This is a genomic window from Rhodoferax sp. (assembly GCF_028689305.1).
Taxonomy (GTDB): Bacteria; Pseudomonadota; Gammaproteobacteria; order Burkholderiales; family Burkholderiaceae_C; genus Rhodoferax.
Genome location: NZ_JAQTWM010000003.1, coordinates 1 through 19960 on the forward strand (window position 1 = coordinate 1; position 19960 = coordinate 19960).

Annotated in this window: 16 protein-coding genes; 12 read left to right on the plus strand and 4 right to left on the minus strand. The window is 56.4% G+C overall.

The annotated features are described in order from the left end of the window. Positions 1-34: 34 nt before the first annotated feature. Positions 35-169: a 50S ribosomal protein L34 gene (gene rpmH / locus PHW99_RS01070; protein WP_006299042.1), complete on the minus strand. Its 135-nt coding sequence runs from the start codon at positions 167-169 to the stop codon at positions 35-37. A 275-nt stretch (positions 170-444) separates the two neighbouring features. Here rpmH and dnaA point away from each other — a divergent pair, with 275 nt between their 5' ends. The 4 genes from dnaA to PHW99_RS01090 all read left to right on the plus strand — a co-directional run bounded on the left by dnaA (position 445) and on the right by PHW99_RS01090 (position 7438). Further along, positions 445-1854, plus strand: coding sequence for a chromosomal replication initiator protein DnaA (gene dnaA, locus PHW99_RS01075; RefSeq protein WP_300172870.1), 1410 nt, complete (start codon positions 445-447; stop codon positions 1852-1854). 70 nt (positions 1855-1924) lie between these two features. Further along, positions 1925-3031 carry a DNA polymerase III subunit beta gene (gene dnaN / locus PHW99_RS01080; protein ID WP_300172872.1) on the plus strand — a complete coding sequence of 369 codons (1107 nt, stop codon included), beginning with the start codon at positions 1925-1927 and terminating at the stop codon, positions 3029-3031. Positions 3032-3180: 149 nt separating this feature from the next. Further along, positions 3181-5775, plus strand: coding sequence for a DNA topoisomerase (ATP-hydrolyzing) subunit B (gene gyrB, locus PHW99_RS01085; RefSeq protein WP_300172874.1), 2595 nt, complete (start codon positions 3181-3183; stop codon positions 5773-5775). A gap of 70 nt (positions 5776-5845) precedes the next feature. Then, positions 5846-7438, plus strand: coding sequence for a diguanylate cyclase (locus tag PHW99_RS01090; RefSeq protein WP_300172876.1), 1593 nt, complete (start codon positions 5846-5848; stop codon positions 7436-7438). A gap of 33 nt (positions 7439-7471) precedes the next feature. Here PHW99_RS01090 and PHW99_RS01095 read toward each other — a convergent pair whose 3' ends face one another. Both PHW99_RS01095 and PHW99_RS01100 read right to left on the minus strand, forming a co-directional pair. Continuing rightward, entirely contained in the window at positions 7472-7684 is a 213-nt protein-coding gene (locus PHW99_RS01095) for a DUF2788 domain-containing protein (protein WP_300172878.1), read from the minus strand. Positions 7685-7900: 216 nt separating this feature from the next. Beyond that, positions 7901-8452 (minus strand): Spy/CpxP family protein refolding chaperone, encoded by a 552-nt coding sequence (locus PHW99_RS01100; RefSeq protein WP_300172880.1) that lies wholly within the window; start codon positions 8450-8452, stop codon positions 7901-7903. Between the two features lie 186 nt (positions 8453-8638). Between PHW99_RS01100 and PHW99_RS01105 the strand changes: the two genes are divergently transcribed. Beyond that, on the plus strand, positions 8639-9538 hold the full coding sequence (locus PHW99_RS01105; protein ID WP_300172882.1) for a recombination-associated protein RdgC: 900 nt from the start codon (positions 8639-8641) through the stop codon (positions 9536-9538). 122 nt (positions 9539-9660) lie between these two features. Here the strand turns inward: PHW99_RS01105 and PHW99_RS01110 are convergent, their stop codons facing one another. Next, a complete protein-coding gene (locus PHW99_RS01110) occupies positions 9661-9852 on the minus strand; it encodes a DUF2892 domain-containing protein (RefSeq protein WP_300172884.1) in 192 nt (63 codons plus the stop codon). Positions 9853-10190: 338 nt separating this feature from the next. Between PHW99_RS01110 and PHW99_RS01115 the strand changes: the two genes are divergently transcribed. From PHW99_RS01115 to PHW99_RS01145, 7 genes are all read left to right on the plus strand, one after another. Beyond that, positions 10191-10616 carry a hypothetical protein gene (locus tag PHW99_RS01115; protein ID WP_300172886.1) on the plus strand — a complete coding sequence of 142 codons (426 nt, stop codon included), beginning with the start codon at positions 10191-10193 and terminating at the stop codon, positions 10614-10616. Between the two features lie 810 nt (positions 10617-11426). Continuing rightward, the gene (bcsQ, locus tag PHW99_RS01120; RefSeq protein WP_300172887.1) at positions 11427-12191 is read left to right on the plus strand and encodes a cellulose biosynthesis protein BcsQ; all 765 of its coding nucleotides are present in this window, start codon (positions 11427-11429) and stop codon (positions 12189-12191) included. Beyond that, the gene (locus PHW99_RS01125; protein WP_300172889.1) at positions 12188-14290 is read left to right on the plus strand and encodes a hypothetical protein; all 2103 of its coding nucleotides are present in this window, start codon (positions 12188-12190) and stop codon (positions 14288-14290) included. The genes bcsQ (PHW99_RS01120) and PHW99_RS01125 overlap by 4 nt, the downstream gene beginning before the upstream one ends. Beyond that, a complete protein-coding gene (gene bcsB, locus PHW99_RS01130) occupies positions 14218-16572 on the plus strand; it encodes a cellulose biosynthesis cyclic di-GMP-binding regulatory protein BcsB (protein WP_300172891.1) in 2355 nt (784 codons plus the stop codon). The genes PHW99_RS01125 and bcsB overlap by 73 nt, the downstream gene beginning before the upstream one ends. 32 nt (positions 16573-16604) lie before the next feature. Beyond that, on the plus strand, positions 16605-17354 hold the full coding sequence (bcsQ, locus tag PHW99_RS01135; RefSeq protein ID WP_300172893.1) for a cellulose biosynthesis protein BcsQ: 750 nt from the start codon (positions 16605-16607) through the stop codon (positions 17352-17354). Further along, positions 17354-18490, plus strand: a complete 1137-nt coding sequence (locus PHW99_RS01140; protein ID WP_300172895.1) for a glycosyl hydrolase family 18 protein — start codon at positions 17354-17356, stop codon at positions 18488-18490. The genes bcsQ (PHW99_RS01135) and PHW99_RS01140 overlap by 1 nt, the downstream gene beginning before the upstream one ends. Positions 18491-18563: 73 nt before the next feature. Next, positions 18564-19913: an MBOAT family protein gene (locus PHW99_RS01145; protein ID WP_300172897.1), complete on the plus strand. Its 1350-nt coding sequence runs from the start codon at positions 18564-18566 to the stop codon at positions 19911-19913. The last annotated feature ends 47 nt before the right edge of the window (positions 19914-19960 follow it).

Here is a 19960-nt window from a genome sequence, read left to right on the forward strand (position 1 = left end):
GGAAAGATCAGCGGCAGGCCAACCTGACTGCCAATCAGACAGCCAGACGTTTGCGGCCTTTGGCGCGGCGAGCGTTGATCACGGCGCGGCCACCACGGGTTTTCATGCGAACCAGAAAGCCGTGAGTGCGGGCGCGACGAATCTTGGAAGGTTGGTAAGTGCGTTTCATTTTTGGAAATCCTAAGAAGCTCTAAGACGATTGAGCCCGTGCACAAATCAGGACAAGTGACGGATCAAATCGATGTTCGGTTTCTCCTGAATCGTTCAGGGAACCGCGGATTATCGCAAATTTTGGAAGCCAAGGCAAAATCAATCCTGATCAACCAACGGCAAGAGGTGGCTATCACCTGATTTTGCGGGTTGACCCGGAGTGTGGATAAGGTTTTGATAAATTAGAATGCAGGACACAGCAATTTAAAACTATCCACAGAAGCTGATTTCGCAATGACCCAGGGATACCAACCACAACCGGACCTCCAGGAGAGTTCGGCAGGCCCCGATTTTTGGCAAACCTGTATCGACCAGTTGGCCCAGGAACTGCCCGAGCAACAGTTTCAGACCTGGATCAAACCCTTGACCGCACAGGTCGCAGACGACCTCTCCAAAGTCACCATTTTTGTTGCCAACCGGTTCAAGTTAGACTGGATCCGGGCGCAATACAGCGCTCGTCTGGCCATGCTGATGGAACGGCTGACCGGACAGCCGATGTTGATTGAGTTAGCGCTTGCTCCGCGTGAACCTGTTGCCAGAGCTCAATCTGCCATCAAGCATTTGGCACTGCCCACTGGTTCTTCAACCCCCGCAACCGCTGAATCGTCGACCCACGAACCCCTGCGCAACCGGCTCAACACCGCCCTGACTTTTGATACTCTGGTGGAGGGTAGTGCCAACCGGATGGCACGGGCCGCTGCCATGCATGTGGCCGGCATGCCAGGCCATTTGTACAACCCGCTTTTCATCTACGGCGGTGTTGGTCTGGGTAAAACCCACTTGATGCACGCTGTCGGCAACCAACTGATCAGCGAACGCCCGGATGCCAAAGTTCTCTACATCCATGCTGAACAATTTGTTACAGATGTGGTTAAAGCCTATCAGCGCAAGGCTTTTGATGAATTCAAGGAACGTTACCACTCGCTGGACCTGCTGCTGATTGATGACGTGCAGTTTTTTGCCAACAAGGAGCGTACACAGGAAGAGTTCTTCAATGCGTTCGAGGCCTTGCTGGCCAAAAAATCTCATATTGTGATGACCAGCGACACCTATCCCAAAGGCTTGGCGGACATTCATGAGCGACTGGTTTCACGCTTTGACTCAGGCTTGACCGTGGCCATTGAACCGCCCGAGCTGGAAATGCGGGTGGCGATCCTGATCAACAAGGCCCAGGTCGAAGGCATTGTCATGCCCGAGGAAGTCGCCTTTTTTGTCGCCAAGAATGTCCGCTCCAACGTGCGCGAACTCGAAGGTGCCCTGCGCAAGATTCTGGCCTATTCACGCTTCAACCAGAAAGAGATTTCGATCATGCTGGCGCGCGAGGCCTTGCGCGATCTGCTGTCGATCCAGAATCGGCAAATCTCGGTGGAAAACATCCAGAAGACGGTTGCTGACTATTACAAGATCAAGATTGCCGACATGTACTCCAAGAAGCGCCCGGCCAGCATTGCCCGGCCACGCCAGATCGCCATGTACCTGGCCAAGGAACTGACACAAAAAAGCCTGCCCGAAATCGGGGAGTTGTTCGGCGGGCGTGACCACACCACCGTGCTGCATGCCGTGCGGAAAATCGGTGGAGAGCGCCAACAAGTCACCGAACTCAACCAGCAGTTGCACGTGCTGGAGCAAACCCTGAAAGGGTAGGCCAAATGAATGGGAAAATAAGCTTTACCGTAGCGGAAAATCCATTGAACAGTAACTGGAAGAAAACGACATGATTGTGATCAAGGACACCCAAAACAAAGTGCTGTCTGTGCTGCAGGCGGTCGCGGGCATTGTGGAGCGCCGCCATACGCTGCCGATTCTGGCCAACGTCATGATCCGTAAAACGGCACAAAGTGTGCAGCTGACCACCAGTGATCTGGAAATCCAGATCCGCACCACCGCCGAACTCGGTGGGGATACCGGTGACTTCACCACCACCGTGGGTGCCCGCAAGCTGATCGATATTTTGCGCAGCATGCCGTCCGACCAGACCGTGACACTGGAGTCCAGTGCCGCCAAACTTATCCTCAAGGGCGGTAAAAGCAAGTTCACCCTGCAAACCATGCCGGCCGAAGATTTCCCGCTGGTGCAGGAGTCGGCCAATTTTGGCCCGGTCTTCAGTGTGCCGCAAAAAACCCTCAAGGCCTTGCTGGGCCAGGTGTCCTTCGCCATGGCGGTGCACGACATTCGCTATTACCTCAACGGCATCCTGTTTGTCGCTGAAGGCCAGCAACTCAGCCTGGTCGCCACGGACGGCCACCGGCTGGCGTTTGCCTGCGCCACACTTGATGTCGAAGTCCCCAAACAAGAAGTGATCCTGCCACGCAAGACCGTGCTGGAACTGCAACGGCTGCTGTCCGACGCTGAAGGCGCCATCGACATGCAATTTGCCAGCAACCAGGCCAAGTTCAGCTTTGACGGCATGGAATTCGTCACCAAACTGGTCGAAGGCAAGTTTCCGGACTACAACCGCGTCATTCCCCGCAACCATCAAAACAGCATCATCCTGGGTCGGACGGCCTTGTTGTCGACCCTGCAGCGCACCGCCATCCTGACCAGCGACAAGTTCAAGGGCGTGCGCCTGAACATCGACCCCGGCACGCTGCGTGTGGCCGCCAACAATGCCGAACAGGAAGAAGCGGTGGACGAGCTCGACATCGACTACAGCGGAGACAGCATCGAAATCGGCTTCAACGTCACCTATCTGATCGACGCGCTGAGCAACATGACGCAGGAGATGGTCAAAATTGAACTCTCCGACGGTAACAGCTCGGCACTGCTGACCATTCCGGACAACGACCAATTCAAATATGTGGTCATGCCCATGCGCATCTGAGCCATCTGCTGCATCCGTGCATCGCCCCTGAACCCGCGACGAGCAGTTTGTTCTTTGCGGGTTTGATGTTTAAAGAGTTCCAGAAATTAACGACGTTTTGTGACACGGTTTCCCTTAAATGCCTGTCCTAACCTGATCAAGAGTGTGTCATGACCGAAGAAAACAAACCCACCCCCTCTGCCGACAACACGGTTCACACGGGTGAGGGCGCTGCTGACAGCTCCAACTTTCAACCCACCATCGACGCGCACCAGGTCGGTGCTTCCGAAGCCTACGGCGAGGGTTCGATCCAGATCCTCGAAGGCCTGGAAGCCGTGCGCAAGCGCCCCGGCATGTACATCGGTGACACCTCCGACGGCACCGGCCTGCACCACCTGGTGTTTGAGGTGGTCGACAACTCGATTGACGAATCGCTGGCGGGCCATTGTGATGACATTCTGGTCACCATCCACTCCGACAACTCAGTGTCGGTGGTTGACAACGGCCGGGGCATCCCCACTGGCGTCAAGATGGACGACAAACACGAGCCCAAGCGCAGCGCAGCCGAAATCGCGCTGACCGAATTACACGCCGGTGGCAAGTTCAACCAGAACAGCTACAAGGTATCCGGCGGTCTGCACGGCGTGGGCGTGAGCTGCGTGAACGCCCTGTCCAAGATGTTGCGCCTGACGGTGCGCCGTGACGGCAAGGTCCACGTGCTGGAATTCTCCAAGGGTTTTGTCCAGAATCGCATCACCGAAACCGTGGATGGTGTTGACGTCTCGCCCATGAAAATCACCGGTGAGACCGAAAAGCGTGGCACCGAAGTCCACTTCCTGCCCGATACCGAGATCTTCAAGGAAAACAACGACTTCCATTACGACGTGCTGGCCAAGCGCCTGCGCGAGCTGAGCTTCTTGAACCACGGGGTGCGTATCCGCCTGAAAGATGAACGCTCAGGCAAGGAAGACGACTTTTCCGGCGCCGACGGGGTGCGTGGTTTTGTCAACTTCATCAACAAGGGCAAAACCATCCTCAACCCCAACATTTTTCACGCCATGGGTGACCGCCAGAGCGACCAGAACACCAACATCGGGGTCGAAGTGGCGATGCAGTGGAACAGCGGCTACAACGAGCAGGTGCTGTGTTTCACCAACAACATCCCGCAGCGCGACGGTGGCACCCACCTGACCGGCCTGCGTGCCGCCATGACCCGCGTCATCAACAAATACATTGATGACAACGAACTGGCCAAAAAAGCCAAGGTGGAAGTCAGCGGCGACGACATGCGTGAAGGCCTGACCTGTGTGCTCAGTGTCAAGGTCCCCGAGCCCAAGTTCAGCAGCCAGACCAAGGACAAGCTGGTCAGTTCCGAGGTGCGCGGCCCGGTCGAAGACATTGTGTCCAAGCTGCTGTACGACTACCTGCAGGAGCGCCCGGCTGACGCCAAAATCATTGTTGGCAAGATCATCGAGGCGGCCCGCGCCCGCGAAGCCGCCCGCAAGGCGCGCGACATGACGCGCCGCAAAGGCGTGCTCGACGGCATGGGCCTGCCCGGCAAGCTGGCTGACTGCCAGGAAAAAGACCCGGCGATGTGCGAAATCTACATCGTCGAGGGTGACTCCGCCGGTGGCTCCGCCAAACAAGGGCGTGATCGCAAGTTCCAAGCCATTCTGCCGCTGCGCGGCAAGATTCTGAACGTGGAAAAAGCCCGTTACGAAAAGCTGCTGACCAGCAACGAAATCCTGACGCTGATCACCGCCCTGGGCACCGGCATCGGCAAGGCCGGCGGCTCCACTGGCAATGACGACTTTGACGTGGCCAAGCTGCGTTACCACCGCATCATCATCATGACCGATGCCGACGTGGACGGTGCCCACATCCGCACCCTGCTGCTGACCTTCTTCTACCGCCAGATGCCCGAACTGGTCGAGCGTGGCCACATCTACATTGCCCAGCCGCCGCTGTACAAAGTCAAGTCCGGGCGTGAAGAACTGTACCTGCAGGGCCCAACCGATCTGGACAACTTCCTGCTGCGGGTGGCGCTGGTCCATGCTACGGTACACACGGGCGGGGACAACAACACCTTGCTCACCGGTGATGTCCTGGCCGAACTGGCGCGCAAACATCAGGTGGCCCAAGCCGTGATTGCCCGTCTGGGCAATTTCATGGACACCTCGGCGCTGCGTGCCATTGCTGATGGTGTGGCCCTGAACCTGGACACCGTGGCGGACGCCGAGACCTCCGCTGCGGCCATGCAAGCCTTCTTGCCCGACGCTGAAGTCGCCGGCGAATTCGACGCCCGCACCGACAAGCCGATTCTGCGCATCAGCCGCCGTCTGCACGGCAACATCAAAAGCAGCGTGCTGACACAGGACTTTGCCCACGGTGCCGACTACGCGGCCCTGAGCGAAGCCGCCAAAACCTTCAAAGGCCTGCTGGGCACCGGTGCCAAGGTGACACGTGGTGAAGGTGAACGGCAAAAAGAGCAAAAGGTCGGTGACTTCCGCGAGGCCATGGCCTGGCTGGTCGCCCAGGCCGAAAGTGCCACCAGCCGCCAGCGTTACAAAGGTCTGGGTGAAATGAACCCCGAGCAGTTGTGGGAAACCACCATGGACCCGGCCGTGCGCACGCTGCTGCGGGTACAGATTGACGATGCCATCGAAGCCGACAAGGTCTTCACCATGTTGATGGGTGACGAGGTGGAGCCCCGCCGCGAGTTCATTGAAACCAATGCCTTGCAGGCCGGGAACATCGACATTTAGGAGCAAAATAGGCCTCTAGCCCGGATAAAACAAGCATGGATAGCTATTTTATTTATAGCAAAATGACGCCGTGAGTGAAAAAAAGCCATTTGAAATTGCCCGTGAGACGCTCAAGCAGCTCACGCTGCGCAAGCTGGCGCCCACGCCCCTGAATTACCATCGGATCTACAACGAGATCGCCGGCTTGCCCAATGATCCGCCGTTTCCTGCCGAACGGCTGCGTGACATTGCAATGGCCCTGCCCACCAAGACGCCAGGGCAGCAAAAACAACGTGCGCTGCTGGAGTCCGCTGTCAACCAGCTCAATTGGGAAGGTGTCAAAACCGCGCTGATGCACTATGGTGGGTTCAGCCCTGCTGCGACGGAACCGACCAAGCCGGGCGGCTTCCCATTGGCGGGGGCACCCAGGACAAGTGCACCGGCGGTCGCTCCAGAAACCGTGGCAACCACCGCCGTCATCACGGCTCCGGCCTTGACCGCCGAGTTTTTCGCCCAGATTGCCCGCCTGATCGAATACGCGCTGCCGGCACTCGGCACCGACGATGAACGGTTTTCGGAACAGACACAAACCCTGATCCAGGCCTTGCGTCAGAGTGAGCCAGATGCCGTGGCAGTCAAGCAGATGTTGATCCAATACGGACACCGGCTGTCTTTCGCCGCCGAGGATCAGGCCGAAATCAAGGCCATGCTGCTCAAGTTGCTGCAGTTGATCATTGAAAACATTGGTCAGTTGAGCCAGGAAGACAGCTGGCTCAAGGGCCAGGTGGACGCGCTACTGAGTGTCTGCACCCCTCCGCTGACCCTGCGCCGGCTCGACGATGTGGAACAGCGGCTCAAGGATGTCATCTTCAAGCAGACCGAGGCCAAGACCCGCACCATCCAGGCGCAAGAGGACATGCGCCAGATGCTGGCCACCTTCATCGAGCGGCTCAGTACCATGTCCGAGTCCACCGGCAGCTTCCATGCACAGATGGAGTCCAGTGCCAAACTGATCGAACAGGCCAAAACCATTGCCGATATCGCGCCGGTGCTCAAGGAGGTGGTGGGCGCCGCCCGCAACATGGCGCATGACAGTCAGGCCGCCCGCGACGAATTGCAAGGCATGAAAAAACAGGTGGAAGCCACTGAAGTGGAACTGGCCAAGCTGCATCTGGAGCTGGACCGCGTCAGTGCCCTGGCGCGACACGATCCGCTGACCGGTGCGCTCAACCGCCAGGGGCTAGATGAGGCGATCAACCGCGAGGTGGCCAAAGTCAGGCGCCACAACACACCGCTGTGCGTGGCGCTGCTGGATGTGGATGACTTCAAGAAACTCAATGACCGACTGGGTCATGCCACCGGTGATGCCGCCCTGGCCCACTTGGCCAAAGTGGCCCAGGAAGTGATGCGCCCACAAGACTCACTGGCCCGTTATGGTGGTGAGGAATTTGTGCTGTTGTTGTCCGACACACCGCTTGACAAGGGCATTGAAGCCATGACCCGTTTGCAGCGCGAGCTGACCAAGCGCTTTTTCCTCTCCGGGAACGAAAAAGTATTGATCACCTTCAGCGCCGGCGTCGCCCAATTGGCGGGAGATGAAACCGGCCCAAGTGCCATCAAACGCGCCGACCAGGCCATGTACCTGGCCAAACGCTCTGGCAAAAACCGGGTACTGGGTGCCTGAATCCAGCGACAAAACCGCAAACAGTGCTGCGTCTTACTTGGTGCCCATGAACCACTGAATCAGGTACTTGGCCACAAAACCCACCATGCCAAAGGCCAGTCCAAGAAACATCACAAAGGCACCAAACTTACCCGCCTTGGATTCCCAGGCCAGCTGGCCAATGATGAACAGCATGTAGAGCATGAAGCCACCCACGCCAAACGTCATGCCAAAATTTGTGATCTGCTCTTCCGTGAAACCAAACATGAACGCCGCCCCCTTGCTGGCACATCAAACCTGCGCGACCAAGGTGCCAGCGCAAGCGCTGCCAGAACCGCGACATTTCAACTGACTGTAGAACCCGTGATATTGCCATAGGTGCGGTCATTCTGGCGCCCTGCCACTCAAAAGACCTGGGGGCGCCACCGGCTGTTGGCCAGTGGCGCCCCCGTTGAGTCATTGTCAGACGCGGATGTCTGGGATTTATTGCTTGGGTTGAGCTTGTGGCCCCATACCACCGCGCGGCCCGCCGCGTGAGTGCCCGCGCCCTGGCATCGCAGACGCGTCAAACACCTTCTGCTGCTCTGGCGTCAACACGGCATACAGAGCCTTGACGGCTTCGGCGTGTTTGTCCATGACCGCTGTCATGTCCTTCATGTGTTGGGCCTGCAATGTTTTCATCTTGTCGATACGCTCCGGCATCGTCAGTTTGGCCATTTCGGCCGGATCAGGGCGTTGGCCCATCATCACCCCTGCGGGTGGTTTCATGGCCGCCGTAAAAGCGGTCCAGGCCGACTCCTGCGCCGGTGTGATCTTGAGCTGGGCTTTCAGGGCGGCATGATGTTGCTCCATACGCGCCTGCATTTTGGCTGGGTCCATGCTGCCCATGCGTTTGTGCTGCATGCCATGGCCCTGCATCGCACCGTAGGCTCCCATCATCGGATCACACTGACCACCCATCGGGCCCTGGGAATACGCAAAACCGGCCGCCACCAATAGTCCGGTGAGCAGCGAGAGTTTGAGACTGGTTTTCATGAGGATGTCCTTTCCGTTAAGGCTGATGACCTGAAGTGGCATCGGCATGGCAAGAAGTTTGCGGCACCTGTGTATCGCGCCGATGACGCCACGTGAAAGCTTTGTAAAGTTGGCGGCTTTTTTGCAGGTGTTTTGATGGGATGATCGACGCCTTGCAAATTCAGAACCCCGAAAAAAAGGCTCCCCGTGTTCAAGAACATCATCATGTACCGTATCGGCACCGGCTGGACCAGCACGGCTGAGCAGGTGGAAGAATGCCTGCAAGCAGGCCGTTTTGTCGAGTGTGGCGCCAGCCAGGAAAAATCGCTGGGCTGGATCGAACCACGGGGTCTGGCCAACGGCCCTTTACTGGAGGCCGTTGCCGGTCAGTGGATCACCAAGTTGATGGTGGAAACACGGGCACTGCCGGCCTCCGTGGTCAACCGCAAGGCCCAGGAACGTGTGGCCCAGATTGAAGCCAGCACCGGCCGCAAGCCCGGCAAGAAGGAAACCCGCGATCTCAAAGACGACATCCGTCTGGAACTGCTGCCGTTGGCCTTCACCAAACAATCCTCGGTGTTGGTCTGGCTGGACCAGGAGGCCCGCTTGCTGGTGATTGATGCGGCCAGCCAAGCCCGCGCCGATGAGGTGGTGACCCTGTTGGTACAAACACTGCCGGGCCTGGCCCTGACGCTGGTCAATACCCAGACCTCGCCGAGTGCTGCCATGGCCGAATGGCTGCTCAGCCAGGAAGCCCCGGCAGGCTTCAGCATCGACCGCGAATGTGAACTCAAGGCAGCTGACGAATCCAAAGCCGTGGTGCGTTACGCCCGCCATCGTCTGGACACCGAAGAAGTCCAGCAACACATCAAGGACGGAAAAATGCCCACCCGCCTGGCCATGACCTGGGCAGACCGGGTATCGTTCCTGCTGACGGAAGGCCTTCAGTTGAAAAAACTGGCTATTCTGGATGTGGTTCTTGAAGGCCACAGCGCCAGCAAGGACGACAATTTTGACGCCGATGTGGTGATTGCCACCAGCGAGCTGCGCCAGCTCCTGCCAGAACTGCTGGAAGCACTGGGTGGTGAAATGCCGGCGGCCCAATGACCGGTTTAATGAATCAAAACAGGCTCCAGCCCGCTAGGATGCCTGCTGTTTTGCTACTGTTTTAGTAGCAAAATAGCAGGATTTCATGCTCCCTTCCGGGCAAAAGGTTTGCCGCTTCCAGACTATTTCTTGGTTGGGCAGGTATTGAGGCCCAGGATGGGATAGAGGGCACACCAGCCAATGGCGCCCGTGGCCAGCGGCACAATGCCCAGCCAGCCCCATAAGCCGATATTGCCAGTGAGCGTCAGGCCGATCAAAATCAGGCCAACAACGATGCGCAAAATGCGGTCAATACCGCCAACATTGGATGTCATGCAAACTCCTTGGTGAAAGGGAAATAACCCGCTGACAGAATAAATGGATTACACCTGCAAGTCCATCTGCTGATCTGTGACTCAAGTCACGTAACCCGTTTGGCCCACCGTCCTTTGGCAGTCACCCATCCTTGCCTGAATCTGCATGGCGAACCGTTAGCCACTGACCGAAGCACTTCGTGAATAAATACGCGGTTTTATTGTAAAAATATGTAACCAGTCCAATAATATCAATTACAGTTCGCTATCAAATTCGTTGCAAAATTGCCCACTTTCCCGATTCAACTGCCATGACGAACCTAGATTTAAATCAATATTTTCGAAGTCAACAGGTTTCTTTGCAATGGTTACCGGTGTTGCGCTCACTGGCAGCGGAATTGGCTGACGACGTCCCCGCCGAGAAACTGCGACTGATGTTTTTTAATGTGGGCGGGCGGCTGGCGGGTGATGTGGAATCCCGCTTCGAATCTGTGCAAACCCTGACAGAGCTGGAAAACGAGATCAACGAGTTCTGGCTGCAACTCAATTGGGGCTGGATCCATTTCACGGAACAAGCCGGTTGCATCCACATCAACCACCAGGCCGCACCTTTGGCCGAGGCTTTTGGTGACGAGGCGCTACCTTGGAGCGTAGGCCTGCTTGAAGGTTTTTATCAGGCCCTCTTCAAGATTTTGGGGGCAGGCGACGGGATGACCGTGCGTGCTGTAGAGGGTGAATGTGCCGACATGCAGATTCTTCTGCGTTTCGGAAATCACGTCGCCTGATCGGTGTATATCCAAGGACTCCAGGAGCAAATTTATGGTGCCTCAAGGTGACAAGCTGTCACAGCTGTTTAAATCCTTGCAGCCTGATCAGTCGCAGCTCGAAGCGGTCAAAGTTGCAGCAGTTCAGGAGGCGCAACAGCGCTGGCCAATGTTCAAGGAGCTGGCACCGGTTAGACCTGCAGATACACCTGAATTAAGTGACGTGGAAAAGTCCCACTGGCACGCGCATGCCGATGCAACCGCCGCCAGACCCAAACCCGCCTTGACCGTCCCTGGTCTGAATGACCGACTGGCAGAAAGCCTGAACAACTTTGCCACCAGAAAACCGGTTTCCAAAGAGCCCGCCCTACCTGCGCAAACAGCACCCAACGCCAGTGCCCGCCCCTTGTTCAATGCCGCCACAAGCCAGCCTGCACCCGTGCTGGCGCCGCAGCGGGTGTCAGCAGCTGAAGTGGAAGAGACCACAACCCAGGCACCAGCGGCCCGCCCAGTCATGCCAACCATGCCGGCTGAAGCGCCCGTGAGCCACACCCCCACCCCGGTGGCTGAAGCGTCCGGTGTGCCTGCGGTTCCAGCCCCAGCGGTGCGGGTGCCACCGTGGGCTCGGACACCGGAAAAATTGCCAGCACCGGTGGTGGAAGAAACCCCTGTCGCCACGCCACCAACCCCTCCGACCAGAGCGGTCGAACCACCGCCTGCGGCCCAGGCTGAGACGCTTCAGAACTTGTTCAAACGGCTGGAAGGCCCTGAAAAAACGCCGGCCAAACCCACGGCAAGCAGACCTTCTTTTCTTGGGCGAATGGCTAAACGATGAGCATCGTCGGCATTGTTTCCATGAAAGGCGGCGTCGGGAAGACCACAGTGTCTGCCAATTTGTCCGTCGCCCTGGCGGCAAAACTCGGTTTGGGCCGCGTCAGTGCGGTGGACCTGGATCCCCAGAATGCGCTGCACTGGCATTTTGGCATTCAAGATGCACAGGCCCATGGCGTCTGTGAACAGACCCTGCTGAACGGCAACTGGCGCGACATTGCACAAGCCAGCGACAGTGGCGTGGCCTGCCTGCCTTATGGAAACCCTACGGAAGTTGAACGCGAACAGTTCGAGTCCCTGCTGGCAGCTCGCCCCAACTGGATCGGCCAACAACTTGATCGTGCCCAGTTGGGCCAGGATGCGGTCGTCTTCATCGACACGCCTCCAGGCCCGTCGGTGTACCTGGAACAGGTTTTCGCCTGCGCTGATCTGATCCTGATCGTGTTATTGGCTGATGCCGGCTCTTATGCCACGGTGCCAGCCATGGAGTCCTGGCTGGGCAGTGAGTTTGCCCAGAAGGGGCAACAAAAAGTGGTTTATCTCCTGAATCAGGTCGATCGTAGCGAACCACTGAACCGTGATACAGCCGCATTTTTGCGCGAGCAGCTAGGTCCCCGCATGTGCCCGGTGGATATCCACTCGGACGAGGCCGTGGGTGAGGCGCTGGCATTTCAACAATCTGTTCTTGAGTACGAACCACATGGTCAAGCCAGCGCGGATATCGCACGTCTGGCCACCTGGTTGATTGACAAGCTCAATCAATGAGCCCGCTTGAACTGATCAGGCTTTGGCGTGAACGCTGGGGTAAAGCAGACCCCCGATCAGCACCATCGCCCTACCGCAGTGGCTGGATCAGTCACTGGGGTGACAAACTGGGCCTGTTTCCGGTCTGGGGTATTCCTGGGCTGTCGGCTGTCCCACTGCTGGTTTTCCTGGTCTTCACCGTGATCATGACCGGCGTTCAGTTCGATCTGAAAGGCCAATGGATGGTTTCTGTTGCCATCCTGATGGTGTCTTTGGCGATCCAGTTGTATCAAGGCACACTGGTGACACTGATGTTGCTGGGATTTGCGCTCATCAGCTCCGCACGTTATGGCTACTGGCGGTTGACCGCCACCTTGCAACCTGAATTCAACCTGGAGTTCCTGTTGGCATTGGGACTGTTTTGCGCAGAAGTTTATGCCTGCCTCTTGATTGTCCTCTCTACCTTGACGAAAGCCTGGCCAGCTGTCAGCCTGCCCGTGCCGCGACAAGCGGCCCCCACCGAGGCACTGCAGCTGGATGTTCTGATCGTGGCTTCAACCGCGTCCAGCGAAGCCATCACAAACACCCTGACGTCAATAACCCGCTGCAGTGGTGCCCACTATCAGTTTGCTTTCCATGTGCTGGATCCGGAAAACCGGGAGCAGATCCGGGAACATGCTCACCATCTGGGAGTCGATTTTGTGACCAGTGACTCCCAGCCCTGTGACGTCAAGGAACTGATCAATCTTGTCCTCTCGCGCTCTACCCACAGATTTGCGGTCGTGGTTGAAGCAGGGAACGTGCTGGCACCCGATTTTCTGGCGCGAACCTTTGGCTGGTTTGAAACCGATCCGGATCTGGGTCTGCTGGCAACACCCCGTCATTTTGTGTTGCCGGCTCCAAGCGACTTGGTGGGACAGCAATTCAGTGACTGCGCTTTGGGCGGCAGCTTCCTGATCATGCGACGAAGTGCGCTGATCCAATCCGGTGGTATGCCACTTGAACCTGCATCCCGGGAAGTGAATCTGGGCACCATGATGTCGGAAAGAGGCTTCCGGCACGCCTACGTGGCGGAAAACAACGCCACACTCGTGCGGGTCAACGATCCTTTGCTGGAATCCCATTTGCGCAACAAATTGGCGATTGCACGCTGGCAACAGGTGGTTCACCGTGCTTGTCCAGTACTGGTCTGGATTGGCATGCTGGCGCCTCTGCTCTACTTTTTTGCGAGATTCAACCTCATCAAGACAACGGTGCCGATGTATCTGGCTTATGCCATTCCACATTGTCTGCAAGCCTTCGTCTTGCAGAACCGGATCACAAGTGCCCATTGGTCAAGTCTGTGGATCAGTGTTCGCGAAGCGCTGTTTGCGCTGTATTTATTGGTGGCAACGGCCGTTTTGCTGGTGTGGACCCAATGGCGCATGCGGCGTTCAGTGAGCAAGATGCCCCGTCCAAGCGACGAGTGGAAAACAAGCCGATGGCCAGTGGTGTTGATCGGCCTGCATCTGATCGCTTTCGACATGGTTTTATGGCAGAGTTTCCATGGCAAAGCAGATGTGTCTGGCATGCAGTGGCTTTATATGGCCTGGTCTGCCATGGTGATCCTGACCCTGGCGGCCAAACTGGCGGTGACAGAGGAAGCCCGCCAGATCCAGCAGCAAAAGCTGCGCCTGATGACATTGCCCGTGATGCTGAAGTTGTCCAACAACCACACGTCAACCGGCGTGACCCTGAATTTTCCAAATCCCACTCTGGAACTTCAGCTCCCCCGACCAGTAACCCTTCAACCCGACACGGAAATCTTTTTGTCACTGTTCTTTGCAGACCGGGAAGCTTCCTTCAAGGCTTTGATCACCAAGGCAAATGCCGAAAAGCTTCAGGTCAGCATTCTTGAAGAGGATCAAGTGGCCTATGTGGCCTTGGGTCAGCTGGTTTTTGCCAGGGACTCCGACTGGCCCGACTGGCTGCCCGGCCATGACGCCGACAAGTTGTTTGGGCCGTGGTTCGCAGCAAAGATCCGACGCGTGTTCCCCGCCATGCCTCAATGGTCGCTGCCGCCACTACGTCATTCGTTCAAGACATTATTTGGAAATCGGAAACGGGAAAATCTACCATGATGACCACGCATAAACGCAACCGCAGTGTCGGTATTACTCTGGGTATTTCCGCCATTGCCATGGCCGTGCTTTTGACCACCGATGGCGCGGCGGCCCAGGTCAAAACCAGCAAGAAACGCAAAGTGGTGGTGGAAGAGATCATTGAACCCGCAGCCCCGGTCAAGCAACGCACGGTTTCATTAAGCTTCAAACAATTGGGTGCCTGGTCTGCAGTCAACCTCAAGGGGGTTGATGGATCACGCACACTGTCGTTCCCGATCCGGGCTGATGAAATGGTGGTCGGCGCCAGCCTGAAGCTCAACTACGATTATTCGCCAGCACTCATTCCCGAACTCAGTCACCTGCGGATTTTGCTCAACGAGCGTGTGGCCAAGGTCCTGCCCCTGCCACAAGGCAAAAATCTGGGCAATGCCGTTGACATCGAACTCGATCCCAGGCAATTTACTGATCTGAATTTTCTGCGTTTCAACCTGATCGGTCACTACACCCGCCAATGTGAAGACCCTTTTCATTCATCGTTGTGGCTGACGCTCAGTGATCTGGGCCGGCTTGAGCTGACTCTGGCGTCCAAGGCCGTGGTCAATGACTTAAAGTACCTGCCGGCTCCCTTTATTGACCGGCGCGACAACCAGGCCATCAAGCTGCCATTCGTCTTTGTCAACAAGCCCTCGCTAGGAACCATCAAAGCTGCCGGGATTGTGGCTTCGTGGTTTGGCATTCAGGCTGGAGCGCGCGGAGCACAGTTCCCGGTTTCGATGAATGCTTTGCCCGATGGCAATGCCGTCGTTTTCCTTCTGTCCAATGAGAAGATCCCCGGACTCGACAGCCCGGCAGGGTCAACCGTCAGTGTGGTCACCCATCCCACCAACCCAAGTGCGAAATTACTGGTGATCACGGGTGCCACAGAAGAGGAACTGCTGCGCTCGGCGCGTGCCGTCGCCCTGATCAGTTCGACGCTGACCGGGCCGTCTGTCACGATTGCCAAGGAAACCGCAGCGACCGCAAGGCAACCCTACGATGCGCCGGCCTGGGTTCCAACCCATCGGCCCGTGCGCTTCGGTGAGTTGGCCAAACCGGAAGAACTGCGCTCACAAGGCTGGTACCCGGAAGTCATCCGGTTGAATTACCGTGTGCCGCCAGATATCTTTACCTGGCGAACCGCCGGGGTGCCGGTGCAGTTGAAATACCGCTACACCCGTTTGCCCGAACACAAAAACTCCAGCCTGAACGTCAGCCTGAACAATGAGTTCATCCACGCGTTGCCACTGAACTATCCCTATCAAGCGCCCAATGACGCCAATCGCCTGAACCTTGCGGGCAGCGAGAACATCTCCAAACACAACGATCTGTTGTTGCTGCCTCCTTACGCCATCGGCGGCCGTGACCAGCTTCAATTGAGCTATTTCTTTGATGTGCTCAAACACGGCGAATGCCAGAACATGCCGCCTGACAATCTCCAGGGATCGATCGATTCTGAATCAACCCTGGATTTCAGCGGCTTCCCGCATTACGCCGCACTGCCCAATCTGAGCTACTTTTCAAGTTTGGGCTTCCCGTTCACGCGGATGGCGGATTTGTCCGAAACTGCTGTTGTCTTGCCCGACCACCCAGACACCAACGAACTGGGCCTGTACCTGACACTCATGGGTCATCTCGGTGAGTCAACCGGGTACCCCGTGCTGCGGCACACCCCTCTGGCAGCCGCCAATATTGACTCCATGCCTGATGCCGATTTTCTGGTGATCGGGTCAGCCAACTCCCAGACCTTGATGACCAAATGGGCCGATCAACTGCCCATCGTCGCAACCAATGGGGAAAGACGGGTCCGGGAACCCGACGCCACCTGGCTGCCGGCCTATCGCTGGGAAGGTAAGGACGTCCATGCCGTCGAACAGTCCAAAGGGGATCTCATGGTGCTGGGGCAAGGCAACCTGAGCACGGTCATGGCTTTTGAATCACCCCTGAAAAAGGGACGCAGCGTGGTATTTTTCCATGCAGACAAATCCGGCGATTTGCAAAAAATCACCGACGTTTTCGCCGACAGGGAACGTATCGCTTCCGTCAAGGGTGATCTGGCCGTGGTTCAAGATAAAGAGGTCAATCACACCAAGGTCAGCCGGACCTATTATGTCGGCGAGCTTGCTCTGAAGTCACGCCTGCAGTGGTTGCTTGCGGACTACCCGCTGTGGAGCGGATTTTTTGTCGTCCTGGGCAGTATTTTGATGGCCGCCGCCGCCTACCAGCCCGTGCGCCGGTTGATCAATCGGTACCGCAAAAAATAAAGATAATGGCACGCTGAAGGACATCCTCAATCATGACCCAAGTTCTCGCATTCGTTTCAGCCAAAGGCGGTGTTGGGAAATCAACGGTTGCTGCCAATATTGCAACCGCCTTGGTCCAACGCAAGAAAAATGTTCTGCTGATTGATCTGGACCCCCAAAATTCCCAGCGCTTTCACTTAGGCATGGATCCTGAAGAGATTGCCGGGCTGGCACGTGAAGGCATTGAGCCGGGGTCCATCTTTGACAGCCCGTATGGCGTCAGCTTCATCCCTTTTGGACGTGTCAGTGAAAGTGAACTGCAGGAGTTTGAGTCGCAATTGAAACTCAACCCGCGCTGGGTTGCCGAGAGCATCCGCTCACTCGGAGAAAACATGTTCGACTACGTGATTCTGGATACCCCTCCAGGCCCATCGGTCTTTTTGCAACAGGCTCTGCTGGCGGCACACCGTGCGCTGGTGATCCTGCTGGCCGACGCCGCCTCGTTTGCAACGATTGAGAAAATCCAGGATTTGGTGACGCAATACACAGCCCAACGGACGGAGTTCAAAGGGGCTCACTTTTTGATCAACCAGATGCCCATCAACAGCAAGCTGGGGCACCAAGTCCGCAATGCCATGTCTGCCCACTATGGTGAACATCTGGTGCCCGCGTCCATCCACCGTGACGCCAGGGTCGCCCAAGCCCTCGCTTATGAGCGCCCGGTATTGCAGTACGAGCCTGGATGCAAGGCCAGCCTGGATCTGCAGTACGTGACCGACTGGCTGCTCAACAGCACGGACTGATGTACTTTTCCCGCTGGCAACTCAGTTTGGCGTTGCTGTTGGCGTTAGGTCAGGCCAATGTCGCTGCCATGCCACCCAAAACAATGGGGTATCTGGGGTGGTGGTTGCCGCGCTCATGGGACAGCCTTGCACTTGCCCAGTTTGACCGGCTGTTTTTTTTTGAACTTCGGGTCGATGCATCTGGCGCCATCAGCGAGAAACACGGCTGGCCAGAGCAATGGACGGCCCAGCAGATGACCATCCATGCCGCCAAAGTCCCACTTGATCTCACCCTGACGCTGTTTGAACCAGGCCATTTCAACACCCTGTTTCGGTCCGATGCCGCCATGGATCGCCTGCGCAACGAATGCCTTGAACTGGTCAAACACCCTTCGGTCAGTGGTTTGCATATCGATTTTGAAATTTTTGTCGATGCCGATTCCCACGCCATTGCCAATTTCAGGCAATTTCTGATCTCCCTGTCAGACCATTTGCATCAGTTAGACCCCCAGAAAAAGCTGTCGGTTTTTATGCCATTCGAACCCACAGCAGAGTTGTATGACCAAGCTGCCCTGGACAAACTGGACTTTGTCGTGATGCAGGCTTATGACACCCACCAAAAAGACAGCCAGCATGCCGGCCCGGTCGCTCCAATCAGCGGCCCCGACACCCTGACCTGGGAAAAAGTGGCCGCCAAAGGCGCTGCCCTGGGACTCCCCGGAGAACGGCTGGTGCTGACCTTCCCGCTGTATGGTTATGAATGGCAGGTGACCAAACACCAACCCCGGGCTGCAGTGAAAGCCCCGGGCACAACCACCTCATTTGCCCCATTGTCAGCCGATGAACTGCCTGACATCCGGATCAGTGTGACACAACGTGTGCGCCAATATGGCGCCACACATGACCCGCTGACAGGGTCTTCCTATTACCAATTCACCCTTGACAAGCAGTTTTACCAAGGCTGGTTTGAGGACTGGTGGTCTCTGGACCGAAAAATCGATTTTCTGAATCAGCAGAAGTTGGGAGGAATTGCATTTTTTCTGCTGGGTTATGACAACCAGGTTTTGGTCAACCATTATCTCAATAGGCAGCCTGCCAAAAATTTTGAAAATCTGATTGATCAATTACAAAATTCTGGTACCGAATTCATCAGGTAAACCCATTCATGTTGCATCATGGTCATGGAATATAAAGATGGTTTTTAGTTCAAATATTTTCCTGTTTCTGTTCTTGCCAATTTTTTTGGCCAGTTATTATTTGACACCCTGGCGCTTCAAGTCTCTGCTGATTCTGCTTTTCAGCTACGGCTTTTACGCTTGGTGGCGGCCCGATTTTCTGAGCCTGCTGGTCGGTGTCACCGTTGTCAGTTACGCCATTGCCCTGTCAATGGAACATGCCGCTACCGACCAGAGGCGCAGCCGCTTATTGGCATTTGGCGTCTTTTTGAATCTGGCTGCATTGGCATATTTCAAGTATGCCAACTTTGGCATTGACAGTGCCAATGTGTTATTGACCGGCATGGGTTTCGAGAAAATTGAATTCACCCGCATCATTTTGCCGATTGGATTGTCTTTTTATATTTTCCATGCCATCAGTTATCTGGTGGATATTTACCGACGCGAAGCCCCCCCTGCAAGAAACCTGATTGACTTCGCCGCCTTCATTGCACTGTTTCCTCATCTGGTTGCCGGTCCAGTGCTGCGATACCACCTGCTGGCTGAACAGTTCCGCTCCCGAATTCACTCACTGGAGCGATTCTCCCGCGGCAGCCTGATCTTCATGGTCGGTTTTTGCAAAAAGGTCCTGATTGCTGACAGCGTGGCCCCACTCGCGGATGCTGCCTTCGCAGTCGCCCATCCGAGTCTGGCAGACGCCTGGATCGGTGCCGTGGCCTACACCATCCAGCTTTTTTTCGATTTCAGCGGCTACACCGACATGGCCATTGGACTGGCCTTGATGATTGGTTTTGTGTTCCCGGAAAACTTCAACGACCCCTACACATCAAAGTCAATCACCGAGTTCTGGAAACGCTGGCACATGTCCTTGTCCAACTGGCTGCGGGAGTATCTCTACATCTCGCTGGGTGGCAACCGCAAAGGTGTTTTCCGAACCTATGTCAATTTGTTCCTGACCATGCTGCTGGGCGGCTTGTGGCACGGTGCTAACTGGACCTTTGTGCTCTGGGGTGCCTGGCATGGCGGCATTCTGGCGTTTGAACGTTATTGGCAGGAAAAGCATGGTCCGTCCAGACTCCCGGGCTGGATTCAGGTGGCCCGCACCATGCTGCTGGTGATGATTGGCTGGGTCATCTTCAGAGCGGTGGATATTCACGCGGCCATTGCCATGTACAAAGGCATGCTGGGCATCCATGGCACGGCCTTGACAGCGACCATGAGCTGGCAACTGACGGTGGACCGTCTCATGGTCGGCCTGTTGGGCATTCTGCTGATCTATGCCATGCCACGGTTGCGCAGCATGGTCAGCAACCCCCTGCGCTGGCTGATCCTGCCCCTGTTCCTGTGGGCCGTGGCCACCCTGTCAGCACAATCGTTCACCCCGTTCCTCTATTTCCAGTTCTAAGCCATGGCAACTCATCCACTTGCATCAACCGACCGGCCCGTTTCTGC